17 protein-coding genes, 2 tRNA genes, 3 other RNA genes and 2 pseudogenes are annotated in these 14,634 nt (G+C 35.2%); 6 read left to right on the top strand and 18 right to left on the bottom strand.

Features of this window, described 5'->3' with window-relative positions; translation table 11 throughout:
* The first annotated feature begins 43 nt into the window (after positions 1-43).
* Complete coding sequence (locus LPC09_RS10880) at positions 44-190, top strand: hypothetical protein (RefSeq protein ID WP_176551136.1); 147 nt, start codon at positions 44-46, stop codon at positions 188-190.
* Positions 191-276: 86 nt separating this feature from the next.
* Here LPC09_RS10880 and LPC09_RS10875 read toward each other — a convergent pair whose 3' ends face one another.
* Positions 277-2,325 (bottom strand): catalase, encoded by a 2,049-nt coding sequence (locus LPC09_RS10875; protein ID WP_098798254.1) that lies wholly within the window; start codon positions 2,323-2,325, stop codon positions 277-279.
* 242 nt (positions 2,326-2,567) lie between these two features.
* On the opposite strand from LPC09_RS10875, the gene LPC09_RS10870 reads away from it, so the two are divergent.
* Positions 2,568-3,305 carry a DsbA family oxidoreductase gene (locus LPC09_RS10870; RefSeq protein ID WP_098798255.1) on the top strand — a complete coding sequence of 246 codons (738 nt, stop codon included), beginning with the start codon at positions 2,568-2,570 and terminating at the stop codon, positions 3,303-3,305.
* Positions 3,306-3,347: 42 nt separating this feature from the next.
* Here LPC09_RS10870 and LPC09_RS10865 read toward each other — a convergent pair whose 3' ends face one another.
* A complete protein-coding gene (locus tag LPC09_RS10865; protein WP_176551137.1) occupies positions 3,348-3,494 on the bottom strand; it encodes a hypothetical protein in 147 nt (48 codons plus the stop codon).
* A gap of 175 nt (positions 3,495-3,669) precedes the next feature.
* Between LPC09_RS10865 and LPC09_RS10860 the strand changes: the two genes are divergently transcribed.
* Entirely contained in the window at positions 3,670-4,344 is a 675-nt protein-coding gene (locus LPC09_RS10860) for a hypothetical protein (protein ID WP_098798256.1), read from the top strand.
* Positions 4,345-4,401: 57 nt separating this feature from the next.
* On the opposite strand, the pseudogene LPC09_RS10855 reads toward LPC09_RS10860, so the two are convergent.
* The 3 genes and pseudogenes from LPC09_RS10855 to LPC09_RS10845 all read right to left on the bottom strand — a co-directional run bounded on the left by LPC09_RS10855 (position 4,402) and on the right by LPC09_RS10845 (position 5,340).
* A pseudogene (locus LPC09_RS10855) lies at positions 4,402-4,703 on the bottom strand (RNA polymerase alpha subunit C-terminal domain-containing protein).
* A gap of 25 nt (positions 4,704-4,728) precedes the next feature.
* Positions 4,729-4,821: pseudogene (locus LPC09_RS27600) on the bottom strand (YdeI/OmpD-associated family protein); the annotation flags it as partial.
* 60 nt (positions 4,822-4,881) lie between these two features.
* Positions 4,882-5,340, bottom strand: a complete 459-nt coding sequence (locus tag LPC09_RS10845) for an SRPBCC family protein (protein WP_098798257.1) — start codon at positions 5,338-5,340, stop codon at positions 4,882-4,884.
* Positions 5,341-5,815: 475 nt separating this feature from the next.
* On the opposite strand from LPC09_RS10845, the gene LPC09_RS10840 reads away from it, so the two are divergent.
* Positions 5,816-5,962: a hypothetical protein gene (locus tag LPC09_RS10840; RefSeq protein WP_162987302.1), complete on the top strand. Its 147-nt coding sequence runs from the start codon at positions 5,816-5,818 to the stop codon at positions 5,960-5,962.
* A 102-nt stretch (positions 5,963-6,064) separates the two neighbouring features.
* Here LPC09_RS10840 and LPC09_RS10835 read toward each other — a convergent pair.
* The 6 genes from LPC09_RS10835 to LPC09_RS27595 form a co-directional block, all read right to left on the bottom strand.
* Positions 6,065-6,140: transfer RNA gene (locus tag LPC09_RS10835), tRNA-Ala, on the bottom strand.
* Between the two features lie 9 nt (positions 6,141-6,149).
* Positions 6,150-6,415: signal recognition particle sRNA large type (gene ffs / locus LPC09_RS10830), an RNA gene on the bottom strand.
* A 34-nt stretch (positions 6,416-6,449) separates the two neighbouring features.
* Positions 6,450-6,630: non-coding RNA, 6S RNA (gene ssrS / locus LPC09_RS10825), on the bottom strand.
* A gap of 3 nt (positions 6,631-6,633) precedes the next feature.
* Positions 6,634-6,716, bottom strand: a tRNA-Leu gene (locus LPC09_RS10820).
* 89 nt (positions 6,717-6,805) lie between these two features.
* Positions 6,806-7,166: a transfer-messenger RNA gene (gene ssrA / locus LPC09_RS10815) on the bottom strand.
* A 215-nt stretch (positions 7,167-7,381) separates the two neighbouring features.
* Entirely contained in the window at positions 7,382-7,513 is a 132-nt protein-coding gene (locus LPC09_RS27595; protein WP_141549706.1) for a YjcZ family sporulation protein, read from the bottom strand.
* Between the two features lie 331 nt (positions 7,514-7,844).
* Here LPC09_RS27595 and LPC09_RS10805 point away from each other — a divergent pair, with 331 nt between their 5' ends.
* Entirely contained in the window at positions 7,845-8,354 is a 510-nt protein-coding gene (locus tag LPC09_RS10805; RefSeq protein ID WP_098798287.1) for a DUF3231 family protein, read from the top strand.
* A 138-nt stretch (positions 8,355-8,492) separates the two neighbouring features.
* Here the strand turns inward: LPC09_RS10805 and LPC09_RS10800 are convergent, their stop codons facing one another.
* Positions 8,493-9,266 (bottom strand): TerC family protein, encoded by a 774-nt coding sequence (locus LPC09_RS10800; RefSeq protein ID WP_098798259.1) that lies wholly within the window; start codon positions 9,264-9,266, stop codon positions 8,493-8,495.
* Positions 9,267-9,587: 321 nt separating this feature from the next.
* Complete coding sequence (locus LPC09_RS10795) at positions 9,588-9,977, bottom strand: YbaN family protein (RefSeq protein WP_231309511.1); 390 nt, start codon at positions 9,975-9,977, stop codon at positions 9,588-9,590.
* A 220-nt stretch (positions 9,978-10,197) separates the two neighbouring features.
* Here LPC09_RS10795 and LPC09_RS10790 point away from each other — a divergent pair, with 220 nt between their 5' ends.
* On the top strand, positions 10,198-10,455 hold the full coding sequence (locus LPC09_RS10790; RefSeq protein WP_098798261.1) for a hypothetical protein: 258 nt from the start codon (positions 10,198-10,200) through the stop codon (positions 10,453-10,455).
* 53 nt (positions 10,456-10,508) lie between these two features.
* Here LPC09_RS10790 and LPC09_RS10785 read toward each other — a convergent pair whose 3' ends face one another.
* The 5 genes from LPC09_RS10785 to LPC09_RS10765 all read right to left on the bottom strand — a co-directional run bounded on the left by LPC09_RS10785 (position 10,509) and on the right by LPC09_RS10765 (position 14,542).
* Positions 10,509-11,288, bottom strand: a complete 780-nt coding sequence (locus LPC09_RS10785; RefSeq protein WP_231309510.1) for a Cof-type HAD-IIB family hydrolase — start codon at positions 11,286-11,288, stop codon at positions 10,509-10,511.
* A gap of 171 nt (positions 11,289-11,459) precedes the next feature.
* Complete coding sequence (locus LPC09_RS10780; RefSeq protein WP_231309509.1) at positions 11,460-11,915, bottom strand: 2-thiouracil desulfurase family protein; 456 nt, start codon at positions 11,913-11,915, stop codon at positions 11,460-11,462.
* 14 nt (positions 11,916-11,929) lie between these two features.
* A complete protein-coding gene (locus LPC09_RS10775) occupies positions 11,930-12,982 on the bottom strand; it encodes a flavin-containing monooxygenase (RefSeq protein WP_231309508.1) in 1,053 nt (350 codons plus the stop codon).
* A 148-nt stretch (positions 12,983-13,130) separates the two neighbouring features.
* A complete protein-coding gene (locus tag LPC09_RS10770) occupies positions 13,131-13,916 on the bottom strand; it encodes an ABC transporter permease (protein ID WP_231309507.1) in 786 nt (261 codons plus the stop codon).
* Positions 13,916-14,542 (bottom strand): ABC transporter ATP-binding protein, encoded by a 627-nt coding sequence (locus LPC09_RS10765; RefSeq protein ID WP_231309506.1) that lies wholly within the window; start codon positions 14,540-14,542, stop codon positions 13,916-13,918. Before LPC09_RS10765 ends, LPC09_RS10770 begins: the two co-directional genes overlap by 1 nt.
* Positions 14,543-14,634: the final 92 nt, after the last annotated feature.

Below are 14,634 nucleotides of genomic sequence, written 5' to 3'. Positions count from 1 at the left end.
ACAATACAGTAAAGCTAAAAATACCTTAAATGGAGGATAGCTTATGTGGGTTATCACGCGCTATGCAAAAGGAAAAATATTTATGTATGAGTTTAACACAGAGCAAGAAGCAAGAGAATTGTTGAAGGATATCGAGGGGAATAAGATTCTTTCTGAAGTGATTTATTATAATGATCCTGTTTTGAAGTAAGTGGGTATTTAAATATGTAAGGAGAGTGATCTTGATTTGATCACTCTTTTATTATGGCTTTATCTAAATGTTCCAGATTTTAATATTTACGTTCGATTCCAAAACCTCTGTGTTGTAATAGCCGAAACAAATTCTTCCCCAAAGTTCTGGTTGTTTTCTGCAAAAATCACTCCAGCCATGTTGTTTAGTTCAGAAGGTTGAAAAAAAGACTGACCTGTCGTTGCAATACCAATAGGCTTATAATGTTTGTATACTCCACTTATAAACTCACTCATTTTTATGTTAAATATAGATTGATTATCAGAATGTCCACCCACAACATAGAGAGAGTCAAGCAGAGCATTATGAGTAGTAAGGAATGTCTGATCTACCTTAATCTTTGTACCATTTGCTCCTGTTACATAACCAAGCTTATCGCTTATTACTTTAACAAAAATACCATGTTGACGAAGAGCATCCAAAGTTTCCTTTACCTCATTCCCATTAAAACCGTTTGCAATAATTACACCAACCGTTAATGTGTGTGGGTAGTGTTTTGTATTTGCTTGGCTAAGTGCTGGTGATGAGGCTGTAACTGGAACATGATTTCCTTTAGGAAGATCTGCTGCAATATGATTTGCAATGATGGTTGCCATCTCTTTATCCACATTTGCAAACATATCGACAACTTGCTGTCGAACGGACAGGTTATCTACTTTTCCAAGTTCAAAGCTAAAAGCTTCAATAACGTGCTGCTTCTCTACATGTGACAAACTATTCCAAAACAATCTTGCGTGTGAAAAGAAATCTTTGAAAGAATCACTACTAGCCTTTACCTTACGCCCTTCTACTTTCTCTGGATAATGATGATATCCACCTTCTTCGGGACTTGTAGGACCTGGGGTGTTGTTTGCAATTGAATTTTTATAATAGTTTACTTGATCAACATCAATTCGATGTCTTTTAAAGCCTTCACGCTGGTTATTATGGAATGGGCAAAGAGATTGGTTAATGGGGATTTCCTGATAATTGGGTCCACCAAGACGATGTGACTGAGTGATTTTATAAGTAAATGTTCTTCCTTGTAAAATAGGATCGTCTGTAAAGTCAATTCCCGGTACAAGATTTGTTACATCAAATGCAACTTGTTCTGTTTCAGCAAAGAAGTTATCAACATTTTTATTTAATGTCATTTTACCAACAATGTCTACAGGTATAATCTCCTCAGGCCAAACCTTTGTTGGATCTAAAACATCAAAATCAAACTTGTGCTCATCTTCTTCAGGGATCATCTGAACACCCAATTCAAATTCCGGATAAGCTCCTTTTTTAATACATTCATATAAATCCCGCCTATGATAATCTGGATCAACACCACCAATAATTTGTGCTTCTTCCATTAGTAATGAGTGAACACCCAGAACTGGCTTCCAATGAAACTTCACGAATGTTGCTTTTCCTTGATCATTTACAAATCGGAACGTATTAATAGCAAACCCTTCCATCATGCGCCAACTTCTTGGAATGGCTCGATCTGACATCGCCCACATCACAAAATGTGCTGACTCCTGATTATTCGCAACAAAATCCCAAAAATTATCATGTGCAGCAGAGGCAGTTGGCATTTCGTTATGTGGTTCAGGTTTAAGTGCATGCTGGGAATCCACAAACTTAAAGGCATCATGAAGTACGAATATAGGAAATTGAAGTCCTAATAAATCATAATTCCCTTCTTCCGTATAAAACTTAACTGCAAAACCACGAATATCTCGAGCAGTATCCTTAGAACCTCTACCCCCTTGGACTGTTGAAAACCGAGCAAATACAGGTGTCTTGGTCCCGGGTTCTTGTAAGAAGCCTGCTTTAGTATATTGTTTCATAGACTTATATAGTTCAAATTCACCATGGGCACCTGCTCCTCTAGCATGAACAACTCTTTCAGGTATGCGTTCCTGGTCAAAATGCATCTGTTTTTGAAAAAAATGAAAGTCCTGCATTAATACTGGACCACGATCGCCCGCCTTTAAGGTTGCATGATTGTTAGCAATCTTTAACCCTTCATTTGTTGTTATTTTTTTACCTGTATTTTGAATACGATACTGATCAAGTTGCTCATTCTTTTTATTTTTCTTGTTGTTCTTTGATGACTTATCCAAATAATCACCACCTCCGTAATTGATTAACCACTAATTTATATGATTATTAGCTGTAGATAGAACTTAGAGACAGACAGCATGTAAACTAACTATTATGTAATAGTTCTCATTACATTTTTAATCCTTAAATTCAATAAATTCTATAGATATTAAAAACGATAATCTAATCCCAAGCATCATTTTTAGATTTTACTGGGACGTATGCTACAATTAGTAAAAAATTAATCAACGAGGTGTAAGGTATGAAAATAGAAGTATGGTCAGATTTTGTCTGTCCGTTTTGTTATATAGGTAAACGCCGTTTAGAAATGGCTCTAGATCAATTTCCACATAAAGACCAAGTAGAGGTTGAGTTTAAAAGCTTTGAATTGGACCCTAATGCTCCAATACAAACTGAACAAGGTATTTATCAGGCATTAGCAGCTAAATTTGGAGCAAGTGAACAACAAGTTAGAGAAATGAATAAAGGTCTTATTCAACAAGCTTCTGACCTTGGTATAACATTTAACTATGAAGATATGAAGCCAACGAATACCTTTAATGCTCACCGTTTAAATAAATTCGCCAAAACAATTGGAAAAGAAACAGAATTAACTGAAAAACTATTGCATGCTTATTTTACAGATACAAAAAATGTCGGGGACATCTATACATTGGCTGACCTTGCAGAGGCTGCAGGAATAGATCGCAGTAAAGCTTTAGAAGTGTTAAATGACGAAACAGCCTTTGCAAATGAAGTGAGAGGCGATGAAAGAACAGCTCAACAAATCGGTGTAACAGGCGTACCTTTCTTTGTTGTGAATCAGAAGTATTCCATATCAGGTGCTCAACCACAAGAAACATTTTCACGTGCACTTACACAATTTTGGGAGGAAGAAAAACCAAAACCTAAGTTTCAGGAGCTACGCTTTGACAGTGGTGAAGGTGCTATTTGTACCGACGATGGTTGTGAAGTACCGAGCAATAGTAAGAAAAACTAATCGAAAAGACAGGGGCTAGTCCTCTGTCTTTTTTATATCTACCTACTCCATATCTTCAGTAATTTGATGTCCCTCAATATGTGGTGTAGGAGCATTTTTTAGATGCATGGTTCCTTTCGTTTCTTTTTCAATCTCATATGAGTTTTCCTTAAAATTCTTATGTTGATTTAATTTATTCTGTTTGTTCATAATTGAAACCTCCCTTGACTTGAGTTATATCTTTATTGTTCCAAATTTGACTAGCTTCATCCTCTCCCATCTTTCAATAGCCTTATTTTTCATATTATGGATTTGTTCACATCGGATAGTTTGTACTTATTTAGATATTCTAAAAATGAACTTTACTATTTAGGGGATGATGGTGATGAAAAAAGGACTTGTAACGATCTTATCAGCAGCTTGCATTCTAAGTGTTACAGGCTGTGCAGGCAATCAAACAGATAACGCAACAAATATGGGATTGAGAAATGATCAGGCTCCAATAACAAGAGTAAACTACAACGAGAATGATACTAACAGTAATCAAAATGCAACTGTCCAAACACGTGCAACAAAAAATGTTGAGCGTCTAGATGAAGTATCTCAAGCAAGAGTGATCATGAGAGGCAACGATGCTTATGTTACGGTTCGTTTAAACAAAAATGGAAACACGAATAATAACAATGGAACTACTGTTGGTAATAACAGTGCTACTAATTCTGGAACAACAGGAACTAACACGAATTTACGTGGAATGGCAAATGAATATAATAATGTGGGATTCAATAACCGTCATTCAAAAACAGCAAATACTGCTGATCGAAACAATAGTACAGAGATGGCTGAAAGAATAAATGAAACACCGGGTACAAATAATCCCTCAACAACTAGACCTGGCTTAGGAAATAACACAAATTTTACTACTAATGTAGATACTGATAATCGAAATACTCGTACTGGTCACTCAACACAGGTTTCAAGTCAGCTTAAACAGAAAATAGAGAATCAAGTTCGTGCAGCTAACAAAAATGTTGATGAAGTATTTGTTTCTGTTAACTAAGATTAGTTTTGGGACATAGTAAGAGCCTCTATTACTAATCAGAGGCTCTTTCTTTTCTTATATTAAGTTATCCTGTCTAAATGCTAAACCCTCTTCCTTCAAAGCAGACGTAAGCTTTGGTAATGAAGCTGGTCCCATTCCGTGAAAACGTAAAATTTCTTTTTCGCTATATGAAGAAAGTTGTTGCAATGTATAAATTCCATTGTTTTCTAAAGCTCGTCTAGCTGGTGCAGATAGCTTTGAGAGAAAGCCCTTTCTGGTTTGCTTTCTTGCTCACAAATCGGACAAGTTGGGCAATTGCTACTTTTAAAGTATTTGTGCCCTTCTTCACAGAACTTAAGTTTTTTAGATGTTGTCATAACAGATAACTCCCCTTATACAAAATCATAATTTTTTCTTTTGTCGAAACAAATCAACTGATTTATAGCCTTGAGATAAAATATCAACCATTTCTCCTCTGCGTTTTTCACGGGTCTTCTATTGCTTAGCTGAAGATAATTAATAATTGATACTCCTTTATCGTTTTTCGTTTATCCTTTATTGTTCATTCTCTAAATGTTTTTTTAATGCATCTAAGTCTTTTTCACATGCTTTTTTAAATGAGCCGACAACCAATTTACCAAAGATTTTCGATAACCCGGAAAGTCCATTTATTTCTCCATTCAATTTAACCTCTGTATGATCATTTATTGAAGAAAGGGTGTATGTAAACAAAAATTCGCCTTTTCCTGTCGTTCCTTTTGTTCCATCACAGCGAAGCACAATTTTATCTGGTTCTTTGAGTTCCACAACTTCAAAGTACTCTGAAGCTTCCTTTCCAAACATCTTTCTTGTTTCCTTCCATTCACTTCCTACCTTCAATGGTCCTTCATCGAGCCGCTCTATTCCTACAAAGCCTTGCATCCAATTCTCGGCAGAGTCAAGATCAAGTAAAGCTGTGTATGCCTTTTGTTTGGATACTTTTAGATTTTTTTGCGATTCAAAACGAATACTCATGCTCATTATCTCCTTAAAATTATTTTATCAATAGAAATCATTTTATCTTTCTATTCAATAAAAAAGTATTTTGTTTTGTTCAAATAATAAAAGGTTAAAAATCCTGCTTTTCCTATCATTCTATACACTTCAAGCTAAATCCAGTGAATCTACTTCTTATCTTTATAATATTTATTTCTTTATACATATAAAAGATTTTATTAAGGAAATTTATTATCCCACACAAAGCACTCGTGGTGAAACATTCAATTCAAGAGGGAGACACCGTACTCGTTCACTTTCATGTGTAACAAAATCCAGAAGATTTGGGAGTAGCTGTTGTAGATTACAATTCTATATCATTTTTCAAATATTTATCTCAAATTGATATTTGTTTCATATCGATTTGAGATATATAATGAAAATAAGAAATAACAGTAAACGCTTACAAGATTGTAACAACAACGTTACTTCTTATTAATAAGGAGGATATACCATGAGCCAATTAGCAAGAGAAATCAAAGTGAAGGATTTATTAGACAAACGCAAATTCAATGAAAAGGAAATCGCGGAGATGTCAGATCCACAAATTGAATATTTTCACTGGCTCTATTTTGAAGATTCAGTTTACGATTATATGTAAATACTATAAATAATTACGAAAAAGCTTTTGTACTCTTTGTACAAAAGCTTTTTGTTATGTATGACTAAACTTGTGCATGTCGCATTGCACATACCGTATTAATGGTGGAGCCTAGCGGGATCGAACCGCTGACCTCCTGCGTGCAAAGCAGGAGCTCTCCCAGCTGAGCTAAGGCCCCATATAGCACCGTTGAACCTTTTATTGATATGACAACACAAGCGCTACTTATACAGCCAGCTCATTCAAAGCTACCCTTCGACACATAGATTGTCCCACTTATGGCTGCTTCGTTCCCGTCCTGACCAGATTCATGGGTTTCTATTGCGAGGACTCCGAAAGTCAACACCGCTTATATAAGGCAAACCTTCCATTATCATACCGCTAAAAAGGAATTCATCCTCGCTAGAGCGGGTTGCGAGTTACAGGGCACCGCTACCTCCCCGACTATCAACGGTATGTATAAGAAAATGATATATGTTGTTTTTAAATCATTCCCACCTATGCCGTTTCCCCATATGTTTTGATAACCTGTTTTCAACAGGTGGGTTTCCGCATATTAACCTGCTGCAATCCTACTAAGGTAGGCGTGACATTGGTTAATCATATAGGAATCCCTAATAAATAGTAAGGTTTAAAACATGAAGGGGCAACGAACATTGCAGGATGAATAATGCAACCGAGAGGACTTGAACCTCCACGGGATCGCTCCCACTAGGCCCTCAACCTAGCGCGTCTGCCATTCCGCCACGATCGCAAAATAATAATATACCTCTTGGTGCCGCCCTGAGGAGTCGAACCTCAACTAAAAGTCACTCTACCAATTTGAGCATGATCGGCATAATTTGGTGGAATCGACCGGATTCGAACCGGTGTGCAAAGGTGTTTCCACTTATATTTCTACGAGTGTAGTCAGCAAAATTATGTTTCGCCCTCTTCTTTAGCCCACTGACAGGCATTGAAGTGGCTAGTCTGTTTCTTCTCTTCCTTCTTCCTCAGACGGTGGAATCAGGCGTAGTCCACTACGTTTGAGTCCCATATCCCTACCACATGGACGATGGAGGGCGGAACCGCATCGACTGTTGTTAGGCAGCGAAAGCGAAGTTGTTTTGTTGTTTGCCAGTTGTAGGCTTTGACGTTTTTACGAGCTCGTCAACTCGACTCGCCATATAAGCTTAACCATCCCTGTCGATACCAAAACGATCCCATATTAGAGTAGTTTAAAACAATTCGGTTTTAACCGATTGTTAAATATCTGAGTTAGCACGATAATTTGTATGACGTATCGTGTATTCATAATATATCACGGAAAAATACTTCTGTGTAGTGGTAATAACCTGTGATTTTGGCATCTTTATCCTATTCTGTTAGGTAGAAAATAAAAAAGACACTACAATAGTGTCTTTTTAAAGGTGTATGTGGTTAACACTTATTACCGTAGATCGTTGCACCTATAATAATTAACAAAATGAATAGCACAACAATAAGCGCGAACGTATTCGGTCTATAAGCAGGAGCACAATATCCATAAGCAGGAGCTTCATAATAAGGCATTACCATAGGCTGATGAGGAACATTTTCTGCAGCAACATGAGGCATGTTTGCACCAGCCATATGAGGGCTGTTTTCGTAACCGTACATTTAAACATCTTCCTTTCAATTGTCGATTTTAAATTACTTAGACGATATAGTATATACGTATATCGAAATTTGGAGCCCGTCTAATCCTAAGAATGATTCATTTAGGAGCCTAAAAAGAAGCCCATTTTTCTTATTAAGATTAAATAAGAAAGTTTTAACACATACTATTTTTTGTCTAAAAGACAGTAAGTAATATTAGGAGAATTTTTATATGGATATGAAAAAAACAATAGGGAGTGTTTTAATGGGCATTTTAAGTGGTAATCCTCAAAACGAGCCATTACATTATGGAGAAGTTTTTGGTGCTTGGTCTTTTCTTTTAACTTCAAAAGCAGCAGTTGCCGGATATCAGACAAAGGTTAATCATGCTGGAGATGAGGACCTTAGTAAATTGCTAATGGAAGCAATAGATCAATGTCAACAAGAAATGAAACAGATTGAGACAATTTTAAAAGACAATGGAGTCGCTCTTCCTCCTACACCACCTGAACGTCCAAACGCTCGTTTAGAGGATATTCCAGCAGGAGCAAAGTTTATGGATCAAGAAATTGCAGCAGCTTTATCCGCAAGCATAGCTGCTGGATTGGTAGCATGTAGTCAAATGATTGGTCAAGCAATTAGAGAAGACATCGCTATGATGTTTGGTCAATTCCATACACAAAAAGCAGCACTTGGTGGCAAAGTGTTACGACTAAATAAAGAAAAAGGTTGGCTAATTCCACCTCCTCTTCATTTAAATAAAACAGAAGAATAATAAAAGGGAAAAACTGACTTTAAAAAGCTAAAAGATGACCTAAGTGAATGCTGGTCATCTTTTTATCATTCTTTTGAAATTTCAAGTGTGAGTCAATTTTGTCATTAACTCACACTTGAATTATTCAAAAAACTTACTTTATGTTAAATCTTTTTCTAAAGACTTGTTAGCAGGTGCAAACCATCCAAGTAAGGCTATTCCAACTAACACTCCATAAAAGATCAAAGTCCAGACCGTGCTGTGTGGAAAATGATGATCTAAGATACCGATATCTTCATGAGCCAAAGTAATGACTGCAAGTTTAACACCTACCCAAGCAACAATTGCATATGCTGTTGTTTCCAGAGCTGGACGTTTTGCAAGTAACTGAACAAACCATGTTGCTGCAAACTTGATTAAGATAAGACCAGCAATACCTCCTAAAACAACTACTATAAACTTTCCTCCATCCATACCACCGAAATTGCCTAGTGGTGAATCCGGAAGTCCAAGCGCCAGTGCTACTGCTGCAAGAATTGAATCAATCGCAAAAGCAAGGTCTGCCAATGCTATCTTACCTACAGTTGGCCAAAAACCTTTACCAGCTGCTTCCTTTTCTTCTTCCTCACGAATATTTTCATTTTCTTTACCGAAACGTGCCTGAATAATATGCTTTAATCCTAAGTAAAGAAGATAAGCTGCACCTATCGCCTGAATTTGCCAGACATTCGCAATAAATGATATAGCAAAAAGTGCAAGAAACCTGAATACAAAAGCCATGATAATTCCATAATTTATAGCTCTTTTTTTCTGATCCTCAGGTAAATGTTTAGCTATAACTGCCAGCACTAACGCATTATCAGCAGATAACAGTCCTTCCAACCCAATTAAAATCAACAATGCCCAGGCATACTCTAACCATAATGATTCCATTAATTTCTCTCCCTTCCATTACTAAACCTCTCATGTAAATGTTTCAATATCTATAGATTTTCCAAGCTAGCAACAGGTATCCTAGTGAAATAATGCTAAAAAACTTTTGAGCATTGTTTTATTTGAACTGATCGAAACTTCAATACGTTTTGTATTTTCACTGTAAGTAGTCTCGTCCTTCATAAAAAAATCATGCTGTGTATTTTTTTATTAAATGTGCACATTATTAATGAGTGATAAAAATCCGTCATAATTTGATATAACTGAATCATCCCCAAAAGGTATTATCTTATCCACTTCCCTTAATCATTCGCTAAATAATCACTTCCTATAAAAAATTTTATCAGCTTCTTTTTGCTTTGGTTTAATCGTTTTAATTTTCTTTAAGAAATAATAGTGCTTGTATATTGCAAGTAGCACTAAAATAACTTTTATCACTAGGATGTTTATGTAAAAGACCGAAAAAAGGATGAACGTATCTGCAATTAGGTTGATACGAATTTTTTCTTTAAGTGTCATGCCTTTTTTCTGTCGGAAACCTTCAACGTATTTATTATAGAATGAGGTACTTTGAAACCATCTTTCAAATTTCTTAGAGCTTTTTGCAAAGCAGAATGATGCTAAGAGAAAAAATGGACCTCCGGGTAAAATAGGGAGAATAATTCCCGCAACTCCAACACCAAGGGAAATAAATCCAAGAATAGCAAACATTATATTTTTTATATTTTTGATTGTTAATCACCTGATTTCTAATATAGTGAGGCTCAACGCTTTATCAAAAACTATTCATCTATTATTATAAGTTATTTTAAGGAAGATGTAGAATATTTTGTAACTAAATGAAATTGAAGAAAACTACTATATCATAAATAATCAATCAGGGGACATACTGTATTGGGCTGTGATGAATAAATGAAAGGAGTTTTCAAATATGGATAGAAGCAACGAAATAGTGGATAAAATGAAGAATATTTTTCAGGATACATGCGGTTCATGGCAAAACTGTACCGTTACAACAATTCAGGATTTCCTTGATCAATGTGAACAAAATAATATTGACTCACAGTTTTGCATGAGCTGGGTTGAACAACATCAACTTGAAATACCGGGATGGGAAACTGTTTCTAAGGTATCTCTTCAGTGGGTAAATGAACATACTTCAACAGGTGCCCCTCAATCATTTAAATAATAGAAACCAGGCGCTCTGAATATTAAGCGCCTGATTTCTATACCATAAAAAAATTATAAAAGCCCTACCTGTTGAAGTCCATGAAGTATACCATTTTCCTCAACTGATTTAGTTACGTATTTTGCGACTTCCTTCACACGATTTTCTGCATTTCCCATTGCTACACTATTCTTTATAGTTGAAAGCATTTCAATGTCATTTAAACCATCGCCAAAAGCATATTGATGTTCATCCGAAAATCCAAGCTTCTCAACGATTTTCTTAATTCCAATTGCCTTTGAACCGCCACTTGGGACAACATCCACTGAAAAAGGATGCCACCTTACAAAGTCAAAATCCTGATAATTTTGTTCGTATTGCTTCTCTTCTCCTTCTGGGCAAAATAAAAGCGTTTGATACAAATCACGACCTTTATAGTAGTACGGATCATGTGTAGGAAAATGTTTGATTTTTAATGAATAAATGCTTTCGTTAATATAGTGGTGTTCGGGAACATTTGCTTTCATATCTTCATGATCCATAAAGACAACAGGATGCTCGTTCAGAAGAGCGTTTTCTGTTAATTTTTCGAGTGATGAAATCTTTAAAGGATTTGTAAAAAGCACTTCGCCATCTAGTACGACATATTGACCATTATAGCTAACATATGTATTTATATTTAATTCTTCACGTAAATCTTCAAACATAAAAGGAGCTCGACCTGTTGCAATCGCAACAACATGTCCTTCATCTTTCAGTTTAAAAATAGCTTCTTTAGTTGAAAATGGTAATTCTTTATCATGTGTAAGTAAAGTTCCATCTATATCAAAAAAAATCACACTTTTAGTGGCCATCTCTATTCCTACTTTCTAAATATTTTATTATTTTCATCCTTTCACATAACGTAATTGTACCATAATCTGAGTCTCTCTCAATAATAGCCCCAATCACAGTTCATGAACAAATAATGAGGGATCTCATTGTTTATTTTTAACGCTTGGAGATAGTCCAATCTAAGAGAATCTTTACAATTTATCAGGCAGATTGCTTTCAGAAAACACCATTATCCCATTTCTTTTCAATAAAGCTGTTGTTACCCCGTTTCCAATTACTTTTTTCCCCTTAAACCTACCATTGTAAATCATTGAACTTCCGCATGAAGGACTATAATCTTTTAAAATCACTACTTTTGCTTTCATCTCTATGGCTTTTTCTAATGTTGAATATGCACCTCTTATGTATAGCTGCGTTACATCTTTTCCTGACTTTTCCACCACTCTAGCATGTCCATCTAAAACATCTTCTCCATTTCCTCCAACAATTTCTGCTGGCTCTCTTGGTGTGGTGAAGCCTCCGAGTAATTCAGGACAAACGGTTACAGCTTTGTTTTCGTTTACTAAATCCCTTATTTCTTTAAGTAGACTGTGTGTTCCATTGTATCTTACTTCCAAACCGGCCAAACAAGAGCTAACTAACAACACTACACGTCATCTCCCTACATGCTATTTACATTTTTAATAATTTGTTGACATAGATATTTTGCATCATTTCCAACCCCCAGCAATAGTGCTGAGCCTCTTCTATGCTGCCATGGAAGTCCTAAAAAGTACAATCCACTAACACTAGTAACACCTCTTTTATGCTTTGGATTTCCTTGTTTATCAAAAGCTTCTTTTATTTTAAGCCAATGGTAATTTGAGTAAAATCCTGTTGCCCATATGATGTTTTTCACTTTTAATGTATCTCCATCTTCAAAGTATATGGTCGTATGTTCAGCATTTTTTGTTCTAGTCTTTAAGATCACTTTCCCTTTTCGAATTAATTCTTTTAAATTATATCCAAAAATAGGATCGCCTTGTTGTTGAAGCTTTTTAGCTATAAAAGAGTCACGGTTCGCATGTAAAATACCTAATTTATCAAACCACCAAAATATACTTTTAGAGGCAAAAGTTAACGGTAAGAATGTCAGCTTTTGACTAATAGATAAATATACTTCTTTTGATTTCGATAATTCAACCGCTATTTGTGTTCCAGAGTTTCCTCCCCCAATCACTAAAACAGCCCCATCCTGTAGTTGAGTACTATTTTTATATTGAGATGAGTGAAGTTGTTTAATGCTGTGATCTAGTTTTTGAGAGATTTCAGGTATTTTCGGTGTTTGAAAAGGTCCTGTAGCAACTATTATTTGTTTTGCTAACAATGCTCCTCTATTTGTTACTACATGAAAAATATTTTTAGTTTTTTCTACTCTAATCACTTCGGTACCATGTTTTATTGGTAAAGAAAAGGTAGTTGCATATTTTTTAAGATACGCAACAATCTCGTTTTTTGGGGGAAATTCATCTAAATTTCCTTCCATCATCAAACCTGGTAAAGAACTGTATCTTTTAGGTGTAAATAAAACCAAAGAATCATAGCGTTTCCTCCATACACTTCCAATTTCTTGCTCCTTATCTATAATTAAAAAGGATAAATGACTTTGCTTAAGAAAATACCCCATTGAAAGACCCGCTTGACCTGCACCAATAATTAAAACATCATATATCATCGTAACCACACCTCATATACAATATATGTACATATGTTCACATACACTTTACCCTCTTAGGTAAAATTTGTCAATATCATTCCTGAAATATGAATTAATAAAATAAAAAAGCTAATTACGCAGCTCGCAAAGCTGCATAAAATAGCTTTTACTTATTTATAAACTGTTGACGATCATTAAAGAAAGTTTTATAACTAAATGATGTAAAAATCATGACTGTTAGAGCTACACTTCCAGCAATACCAAGCAATACAGCAATTTGATATTCAATCGCTATTATTGGATTTATTCCGGCTAATATTTGACCTGTCATCATGCCTGGTAAGAAAACAATTCCCATACCTACCATACTATTAATTGTTGGTAATATTGCTGAATCAAACGCGGCGTTGACAACAGACTTGGTGGCGGCTTCAGGTTTAGCTCCCAACATGAGTGCACCCTCAATTAAGTGCTTTTCCTTTTCAATACCTTCTACTAAATTTTTCACACCAAGAGTAATCCCTGTCATTGAGTTTCCTATAATCATTCCTGCTATTGGAATCAGATAATGAGGCTCATACCAAGGCTGAAAATGAATGACAACAAAATTAAAGTAAAGCAACGTTAGAAGCGAACCGGCCGTCATTGAGAGAGCAATAATTTGTTTTAGTTTTCTAGATAATGGTTTTGCCACCTGCTTGTATGTATTAAAAATTGAAAATGTAAGCATAAACAACACAATAAAGGTGATGATATAAGGGTTTGGATCCTCAAAAATGTACGTTAGGATATATCCTACGACCACTAATTGAATTGTCATTCTTGCTGTAGAAACAATTATGCGGATTTCTCTATTTAAGCCTCTCCATCTAACGAATGCAATCAATAATATTATAAATAAATATCCAGCAGCAAGCCTCCACAGCTCAATATCTCTTATCACATTTCCCATCAACTCTCACTCCCATTTTTCTTTAGGGTAACAACATTTTCAGCATAAGTGGAAACAAGCTTTTGGGAATGTGTAATAAGAATGGCTGTTTTATTATTTTTCTTTATCATTTCAATAAAATTCTTCATGACCAGTTCTTCCGTTACCTCATCTAGGGCTGAAGTCGGTTCATCCAATAAATAAACTTCCGCATCTAACAGGAGAATTCGTGCAAGCGCAAGTCTTTGTTTTTCCCCTCCTGAAAGGGTATCAGCCTTTTCATCAAGATCTTTCTCTAAATGAACAATAGTTAGTGCTTGTTTTAGCTCTTTATCTTCTTTTTCTTTTTCACCTGCGAAAATAAGACCTTTGTTCAAGTTTTCTCTAATTGTTCCTTCAAATATCGTCGGTTGTTGTGACAGCATAATAACATTTCTTCTATGATATATAGGATCAAGATCATCTATATTTTCTTTTTTATAAAAAATCTCACCATGGTCTGGAGACAACATGATATTTAACATTTTTAATAATGTTGATTTTCCTGCACCACTTTCTCCGACAAGAAAAGTCACTTTATTTGCTGGTATATGAAGTGATTCAATTTTTAATATTTTTTTGTAACGAATATTTTGTAATGTAAACATTGCACTACCTCCATAAAACCTATAATCTACTAAACTTAGAACTTTGTAAAATATTTTTCTTTTTTTAGTGCCAAATTAGAAATTATCATAAA

It is taken from the genome of Metabacillus sp. B2-18 (assembly GCF_021117275.1).
Lineage (GTDB): Bacteria > Bacillota > Bacilli > Bacillales > Bacillaceae > Metabacillus.
The sequence above is the reverse complement of the archived record's forward strand: the minus strand, read 5'-3'. Positions and strand labels throughout refer to the sequence as shown.